Source organism: Metabacillus herbersteinensis, from assembly GCF_042433335.1.
Lineage (GTDB): Bacteria > Bacillota > Bacilli > Bacillales > Bacillaceae > Metabacillus > Metabacillus herbersteinensis.
Window position 1 is genome coordinate 68,827 of the sequence record NZ_JBHLVO010000024.1, and the last position, 7,447, is coordinate 76,273.

The 7,447-nt window shown below is 35.2% G+C and carries 10 protein-coding genes; all 10 read left to right on the forward strand.

Annotation, left to right across the window (positions count from 1 at the left end; translation table 11 throughout):
- Positions 1-3: 3 nt before the first annotated feature.
- The 10 genes from ACFFIX_RS20650 (at position 4) to ACFFIX_RS20695 (ending at position 7,056) form a co-directional block, all read left to right on the forward strand.
- The gene (locus tag ACFFIX_RS20650) at positions 4-909 is read left to right on the forward strand and encodes a hypothetical protein (RefSeq protein WP_378937425.1); all 906 of its coding nucleotides are present in this window, start codon (positions 4-6) and stop codon (positions 907-909) included.
- Between the two features lie 171 nt (positions 910-1,080).
- Entirely contained in the window at positions 1,081-1,233 is a 153-nt protein-coding gene (locus ACFFIX_RS20655) for a hypothetical protein (protein WP_378937427.1), read from the forward strand.
- A gap of 20 nt (positions 1,234-1,253) precedes the next feature.
- Positions 1,254-1,406: a hypothetical protein gene (locus ACFFIX_RS20660; RefSeq protein WP_378937428.1), complete on the forward strand. Its 153-nt coding sequence runs from the start codon at positions 1,254-1,256 to the stop codon at positions 1,404-1,406.
- Positions 1,407-1,453: 47 nt separating this feature from the next.
- A complete protein-coding gene (locus ACFFIX_RS20665) occupies positions 1,454-1,606 on the forward strand; it encodes a hypothetical protein (RefSeq protein WP_378937430.1) in 153 nt (50 codons plus the stop codon).
- A gap of 50 nt (positions 1,607-1,656) precedes the next feature.
- The gene (locus ACFFIX_RS20670; RefSeq protein ID WP_378937432.1) at positions 1,657-2,034 is read left to right on the forward strand and encodes a hypothetical protein; all 378 of its coding nucleotides are present in this window, start codon (positions 1,657-1,659) and stop codon (positions 2,032-2,034) included.
- A 17-nt stretch (positions 2,035-2,051) separates the two neighbouring features.
- A complete protein-coding gene (locus tag ACFFIX_RS20675) occupies positions 2,052-2,546 on the forward strand; it encodes a peptidase M23 (RefSeq protein ID WP_378937434.1) in 495 nt (164 codons plus the stop codon).
- A 174-nt stretch (positions 2,547-2,720) separates the two neighbouring features.
- The gene (locus tag ACFFIX_RS20680; RefSeq protein WP_378937436.1) at positions 2,721-3,005 is read left to right on the forward strand and encodes a transcriptional regulator AbrB family protein; all 285 of its coding nucleotides are present in this window, start codon (positions 2,721-2,723) and stop codon (positions 3,003-3,005) included.
- Positions 3,006-3,295: 290 nt separating this feature from the next.
- The gene (locus tag ACFFIX_RS20685) at positions 3,296-4,144 is read left to right on the forward strand and encodes a hypothetical protein (RefSeq protein ID WP_378937438.1); all 849 of its coding nucleotides are present in this window, start codon (positions 3,296-3,298) and stop codon (positions 4,142-4,144) included.
- Between the two features lie 82 nt (positions 4,145-4,226).
- The gene (locus tag ACFFIX_RS20690; protein WP_378937440.1) at positions 4,227-4,856 is read left to right on the forward strand and encodes a hypothetical protein; all 630 of its coding nucleotides are present in this window, start codon (positions 4,227-4,229) and stop codon (positions 4,854-4,856) included.
- Between the two features lie 25 nt (positions 4,857-4,881).
- Positions 4,882-7,056, forward strand: coding sequence for a CARDB domain-containing protein (locus ACFFIX_RS20695; protein WP_378937442.1), 2,175 nt, complete (start codon positions 4,882-4,884; stop codon positions 7,054-7,056).
- Positions 7,057-7,447: the final 391 nt, after the last annotated feature.

Below are 7,447 nucleotides of genomic sequence, written 5' to 3' on the forward strand. Positions count from 1 at the left end.
AACTTGCAGGAAACCGTCCTTATTTACAAGGTGATTCCCTATTTCATTTTTGCCGTGGGAATGATCTTAGGTCTGACCTCGGGGATACTTATTTACACAGGTCTATCCTCGAATACGGAAAGAATTCAAACCAGATTGAGGGTTAGGCAGTCTTATCAAAAGAACAAAGCAAAACTTGCTGACAATGCTTCGAAGTCTAGTACGGAGGATTGGTTAAAAAAAGCTGATTACCCGCTTGGATTAAACGGATTAAAATACCATACTATTTTTTTCTCAATAATCTTTTTATTAATTTGCAACTACGTGATTGTACCTCTAGTCTTCAATGGTTCATCAAGTATTTGGGCAATGTTAGGAGTCATATTGGTATTTATCTTGTTTCACCCTAGCTTACCGACCCTTTTTGTCTATCTCATGAAGCGGGTGATTGATTACAAGCAAGCGAAGAAGAACGCTGAGATATTTATGTTTTATGACCTTCTCATTAATGAATTAGAAATGATGTCCGTAACAAGGATCAATGCTTATAACATTATTCGTAATATGAGACCATACTTCGACGTTATTCATAGCTCCATCTCTAAGCTGCTTACAAGATGGAACAACGACGATGGTCCGAAAGTAGCTTTAGATAAGTTTGCTAGTGAAATAGGGTCTAAAGAAGCAAAGGCACTCGTATCTGTTATGAAAACACTTGACGAAGTTGACCGCGAAACCGCTATTGAATCTCTTAAAGGAATGAATAACATGTTTGTTCGTTCCCAAATAGAGAATTATAGAAGACGTTGGAAAATCACGACTGATCTAGCATCAATACCAATTAGGACTACACACTTTCTAATCATTTTGAACTTTCTTGTAGTCATAGTTGTTATGGTTTCATACATCATGGATAATACACGTCAATAATTTTAGGGAGGTGATTGTATCAATACGTCACTAAGTACTTTTATGAAACTGGCCATAACTGCGTTAGTTATTGGAACTTTAGTATTCGGAGCCCTTTATGTAAAAATGGATGAAATTTCTGATGATGTAAGTACTTATGTCGAAAGTAACTAAAGTAAGAGGGTTGTCTATATGAATAAATCACTGTCAACTTTTATGTCACTCGGCATTACAGCAGTTGTCCTTTCCGTTTTGTTAATAGGGATTGTTTATCAATCTCTATCTGATAAAAATAGTGACCACCAAGATACGCTCAAAGAAGAGTATCAATTAAAAAACAAATAACTTTTTGGAGGAAAAAAGAAATGAATCAAACGTTAAGTACATTTTTAAAGATCGCGGTAACTGCAATGTGTATTGGTATTTTATTATTCGGTGTAGGTTATGTAATGGTTGACACTGAAGCGGATGCGTATGAGCTCGAAATTGAAAGTGTCCAAGCAGACTTACCTCAATAATTATTCATTTTTGAATTAAAAACTGAAACTTTTAGGAGGAAATTGGAATGAATCAAACATTAAGTACTTTCTTGAAAATTGCAGTAACTGCTATGTGTATAGGAATTTTGTTATTTGGTGTGGGTTACGCAATGGTTAATACTGAAGCGGATGCGTATGAGGTTCAAATTGAAGGCGTCCAAGCAGATTTACCTCAATAAGAAATAGATAAGGGGGGCTAGTCCCCCCTTATTTTTAAGGAGCTATCAGGATGAATACTACATTAGCAAAATGGATGACTCTTATCATAGCTGCAAACATAATGTTTGTTCCTCTACTATCGTATATTGATAGCTTACATAGAGAAGCGGTAGAAGTGGTATTACAAGAAGGGGCTAAGAAAGCAGCTATCGAGGGAAGATTTACTACAGAAATTATTAATGATATGAAGCAAGAATTGGTGGATCACTATAATTTTGATGAGAGCAAGATTCAAATTACTGCAACACAAGCCTTGACTCGACGTAATGAGTATATTGAAGGCAAAGTCGTTGTTCCTCGTGGGCCAATTTGGATTTTTGAAATCTTTAACCGTGGACCAAATACCATTGAAAAAAACACAAAGGTTCTAAGTGAGTATTTAGATTAATAAGGAAGGGATACTGTATGTCACATACTCTACGAACGATGTTCTTCATAGTAATATTTGCTGGGTTAATGTCATTACAATATAACCTTGATTCTGATCGAACATCTACAAGACAAATAAAGAATGCATTAGAACTCGCTACCCACGATGCAGCGCTAGCCCTTGATGAGTCACAATTATCTCAAGGGAGGATTGTGTTTGATCAAGAGCGTGCGTTAGATAATTTAAGAGACAGCTTGAACGCTAATCTTAAATTAGAATCTGCAGCGGGTTACTTATATTCCCCTAATACTAATTCGTTTTACCAAGAAGACATAGTTCTAGAACATATTGAATTTGTTGATGATAGCAATAGCTCTTTTCCTACACAATATTCCAACCTAGATTATGATATTCTTGACACTTTAAATGGGCCGAGTGTGATTGCAGTCTTATCAACCAGGAGTCCGAGGTATTTTGCTGGATCAGGAATTATTATAAGAAAAGCAGTGGTCTATGAGTATGTACAGTAGTTTTTATGTTGCATTCAGTGTAATTAGTGGTATAATTATATTCAAGAGGTTTACTAAGAGCTATTTCATTATCACTGGAGATTTATTGAAAAACTTCATTTACAGTCGATATAAGAGGAGACTAACTTTGATTAACTAGCACTTAAAAATGTGATAAATATAGGAGGATATTTTATGAAATCCACTGGAATTGTAAGAAAAACTGATCCATTAGGTAGAATCGTAATTCCAATAGAACTACGAAAAGTTTTAAACATAAACATTAAGGACCCACTTGAAATTTTCGTTGTTGAAGAACAGATTGTATTAAAGAAGTATGAGCCTCAAAACGTTTGTGTTATTACCGGAAAAGTTGCATCCAGTAATTTTAATGTAGCTAATGGAAATATCACTTTAAGTAGTGAGGGTGCGGATCAACTTTCAAGAGAATTAGAGCTATTCCTTTGTATAAAAGCATAATGAAATAAGAATAAACATTCACACCACTCACAATTAGAAAATAATGTAATTAAAATTAAATATAAGCATGGTAATCACCCCCTGCATTGCTATATAATAGTATTGTATCTTATAGTCTACTTTTTTTTGCAACCATTAATGGTTAGCAGGTTCAGATAATATGCAGCGATCTTTGGATTGCGGGGAATCAACAGACTCACATTAAGTGTGTCTACTTTTTCTTCGTATTCCAAAGATCGTTTTTTATTTGTGGAAAAGTAGATGAAAATTATAAAAAGAGGAGAATGACTATGAAAAAGCTACTAATGTTTACTGTACTAACACTTGTATTATCAGCTTGTGGTACTGACACTAAGGAAGTTGCACAAGAAAAACAAAAAGAAAAGACTAGCATGAATGAAGCATCGAAGGTAAATGAAGAGTTAGATTCAGAAAAAGTGGATGAAGAGAGTAGCACAGAAGAGAAAGCAACTGAAGAAAAAGCTACTGAGAAAACTACAGATTCTGACGATAAAACAAATGATTCTTCTCAAGTAATTGCCTACTCGAGTAGTAAAGACGATAACGAAACTACTAAGACTAGTTCCAAAACAAACGTTTCTTCTACTAGTTCTAGCAATAACACTAGTGCACAGAAGGCTTCAACTTCAAGTGCAGCAAAAACTGAAGTACCAAAAGAAACTGTAACAAAACCTGTTGCTAAACCAACACCTAAGCCTGAACCAAAGCCTGAGCCTAAACCTGAACCAACTAAGGCAACTGGATATGATAACACGTTAACTCAGCAAGTGAATGGGTCAGTAGGAATGACTGCTTATAATGGTGTGAAGACGTCCACCTTTAATAACCTTGTTAATAAGATGGCAAGCGGTGCAACTTCATCTGGATCTGCTAATGGTCAATTATCAGGAATGACATGGTCAGAGGATGGATTGAATTATGAAATAAACAGTGTACAATCCTATACATTCCAAACATCGACTGGTGATGCGGGGGCAATGGTGCAAACCATAATGTCAAAAGGATTACCTGGTAACCATGCTTATCGTAAAGTAAGTGTTTACTATAATTCTAGCACTAGTAAATATACGGTAGCAGTCCTAGGGGTAGGTTATCTTGAAAGTACTGGATGGCAATAAGAAGAATTTTGGAGGATGGAGATTTCTTGTTTTAAGAAGTCTCCTGACTCGAGAACTTTTCAACATTTAAGGAGAAATTCATATGAAGAAAATATTTATTCTAACTATATTAATTTTTGTTATAGCATCTTTCATCAATAAGGAAGAAACTTTAAAAATAGAACTTCCCAAGCACAGAGAAACTCATATGGCCTTCAAAGAATTGCCCCCCGAATTTTCACCAAGCGACATAAAGAAAAAGGCTAAAGAAATGCAAATACAAGAAGAAGATGTTCCATTCTTCTGTCCACCTCCGAATTCAAGTGGAATTAACAAATGTTTAACAGAAACCTATCAAGAACAATATCCGACTAACAGATATAAGGGAGAGCAAGTTTCCTTTTTAAATGGTTTGCTAGTAGACTTTGCGAATGGAAAAAAATCTAAATCACAAGTTATTCAGGAAATAGAGAAACTTGGTTCTTGGAAAGAACCGTCTGATGAATTTGAAGATGGTGAGGTTGAATATCTCGTTACGGATTTTCTAGTAGACTCGTTCGATACAGATTCTAATTTAGCAAATCAAATCTGGGCAGAACGCATTGACCATGGTTTAACTATTGAGGGTTCTTACTTTAATGTTGTTATTTATTATGATCAAGATACAAAAAAGAACAACGTAGCCGTAATAGGTCTCTCAATGGCATATTTAGATCCAAATGGATGGCAGTAATTTAGACTTGGAGGTGAGAAATTTTATGAAGAGAATTACCCTTTGTTCCTTAGTTTTAATTTTGTTATTTGGTATTTATCCCTTTGAGAATATTGTTGATGCTTCTCAACTTAAGTCGGTTACAACCGACAACGGGACATATACCGGTACGATGGGTTGGGAGGAGAAAAGAGAATATAGTTACCCTCAAAGTTGGATTGGAAACTTCCCAGCAACGTATGAATACGATGCTGGTGGATATACAGGTACACTAAACGCAAAAAAGATTATTTTAACACCACTTGAAAAGATCTATCATAAAGACCCTATATACCGAACTGAGAATAGAAATTTCACAAAAACAAAGACTGGAACTTATAGTAATAAAAACAGTAGTAATTTCTCTAGTAATTTTAATGTGAATGAAGATGGGTATTCAGGAAGTATCCCAAGAACAGGGGTTACGTGGACAACGAACTACAATACAGGCAGAAAAAAAACTCTTACAAACCAATGGACTGATACTACGTTTCGTGTAAGGACGTCAGATGTTCCTGAACCAAGTAATATTAGTGGTACATATTATGATTCGGGCAGCGGTCAAAATGTTTCTTACTCTCTACCTAAAAGCGGAGGGCTGTATTCTATCGATAACGCGAGTACATTTGTTTATAGTACTAGTTATGGACGCGCTGAAAACTATGATCGAATTGGAAATACCAAATTAGGTTATATGTCACCGAACAGCACTCAATATTGGTCCTTTACCAAAAACTTTAGCGATTCCAAACCTCGTCCACCGAGTGATTATTATGGTCCTGATGGTGGTGAGTTTGGCACAACAGGTTGGACACTTGTTGATTATAATTGGGATGAATGCTGTGTTCGAGATGCTCGGAATTCTGCTTGGCATTACAAAACAGCTGTAGATGGGTATGTTTGGGTTAGTGATGCAGGATTAGAACAACGATATCGTAAGGGAGTTTATTTAAAATATAGAAAATCTGTCACAGGTAACAAATATAGACAAAATTATAGTGGAACCTTTAACCTACCAAATACGATAAAGGATTATACTGGTACTGCTACTTATAAAGGTAGTCTGTCTAAACAAGTTTTCGATTATTGGAATGAATATTACACCGCTGACAAATGGAAAATCCAAGTTGTTTATGAAGGAACAATATATTCTACTAATTTGAAAGCAGATAGTATTCAAATCGTAGCCATTGATAATACCCCAGTGAATCACCTTGTTAAAGGAGAAGAATATAAAGCAAAGGTTATTTATTCGAACAATGGAGATTTAGATGCTGAGAGGCATGTAAATTCTGTATATGAAGATGGCACATGGGAAGGTGGAGGAATTTATCTAGATCCACTTGGAAAAGGAGAATCCAGAACTAATTATTACACTTTTACACCTGATGAAACAGGTCTTACCGAATACACTCTACATGTTAATACGATGAGAGATGTCAAGGAAACTACTTATACAGATAATTCTGTTTCAACAAATATATATGTTAATACACGACCTGAAATTACAATGAGGTATGATCCTGTGGATGTGTGGGAAGGCGATAACGTCAACGTATGTGCTACCCCAACTGATGAAGATAATGACCTCTTAAATGTTGGAATTTATTCAAGAAAAGATAATAACCAAACTGTGGAATTAATGAAACAAAACAATGTTAGGTCAGGTCAAAAGGTTTGCGTTACTATCCCAAAAGTTGAACCAGGGGATTATGCTTTAACAAGCACAGTAGATGATGGTCGGGATGACAATGAAGTATCTACCACTTTTACAGCAAAAGAACTTAAAATAAAGGGCTATGTAGAACATACTCCTGAATGGACAGAAAAACACCTGATGATAGGGAATCTACCAAATCAATTTTATTCAGGAGAGAAATATATATTGAAATCTGATGTCTCTCCTTATCCAATTGATTATGTATCCGTGTATTTTAGCGGGTACCAAGTAAATGGAAACCTTTATACCAAAACTGTGTCTTTATCTTATAGAACTAATATATTAAGAGTTGGTGATTTATACGACCAGGCATTTGTTGAAGGAGGAACTCAGTTAAGGCAAGGAGCAAATACTTTTAATTTCGAAGTTAGATATTCAAACGGTATCATTAAGAAGGATATCGTTACAACTGAAATTATAGGCGATGTCTTTGATGTTTTCCGAATACACAAAACAAAATAAGGTGATTTCCAGTCTCAACTATTAATGTTAACGATCACGTTAACATTTTTTTTATAAAAAAAGGATATTGCTGTGGATTTAAAATAAAGTCACGATGTTTATAAAAAAGATGCGATGTATTGAATAAAGTCGCGATGTTTGCAAAAAAGTTACGATGCTTTGCCCCTTTTGGAGATGGTTATTTAAAGGGGTGTTTTTTTAGTGAAATGAAAAGTACATCTGAATTAATCTGAATTAAAAGGTGGATTAAGGAATTGTTGATTGACCATAGAGTTTTTCCGCAATCGGGCCATTTAATGGTGCGAAACGTTTCTAACCTAACTTGGGAATGGTCACATTACCCAGATAAAAGTTAGACAATTCCTTCAGGAATTGAAGGGTTATATCGAAG

Bases quoted from the DNA above. Each gene is read 5' to 3' on its own strand.
- ACFFIX_RS20655 (WP_378937427.1), top strand. From the start codon at position 1,081: ATGAATAAATCACTGTCAACTTTTATGTCACTCGGCATTACAGCAGTT.
- ACFFIX_RS20660 (WP_378937428.1), top strand. From the start codon at position 1,254: ATGAATCAAACGTTAAGTACATTTTTAAAGATCGCGGTAACTGCAATG.
- ACFFIX_RS20665 (WP_378937430.1), top strand. From the start codon at position 1,454: ATGAATCAAACATTAAGTACTTTCTTGAAAATTGCAGTAACTGCTATG.
- ACFFIX_RS20670 (WP_378937432.1), top strand. From the start codon at position 1,657: ATGAATACTACATTAGCAAAATGGATGACTCTTATCATAGCTGCAAAC.
- ACFFIX_RS20675 (WP_378937434.1), top strand. From the start codon at position 2,052: ATGTCACATACTCTACGAACGATGTTCTTCATAGTAATATTTGCTGGG.
- ACFFIX_RS20680 (WP_378937436.1), top strand. From the start codon at position 2,721: ATGAAATCCACTGGAATTGTAAGAAAAACTGATCCATTAGGTAGAATC.
- ACFFIX_RS20685 (WP_378937438.1), top strand. From the start codon at position 3,296: ATGAAAAAGCTACTAATGTTTACTGTACTAACACTTGTATTATCAGCT.
- ACFFIX_RS20690 (WP_378937440.1), top strand. From the start codon at position 4,227: ATGAAGAAAATATTTATTCTAACTATATTAATTTTTGTTATAGCATCT.
- ACFFIX_RS20695 (WP_378937442.1), top strand. From the start codon at position 4,882: ATGAAGAGAATTACCCTTTGTTCCTTAGTTTTAATTTTGTTATTTGGT.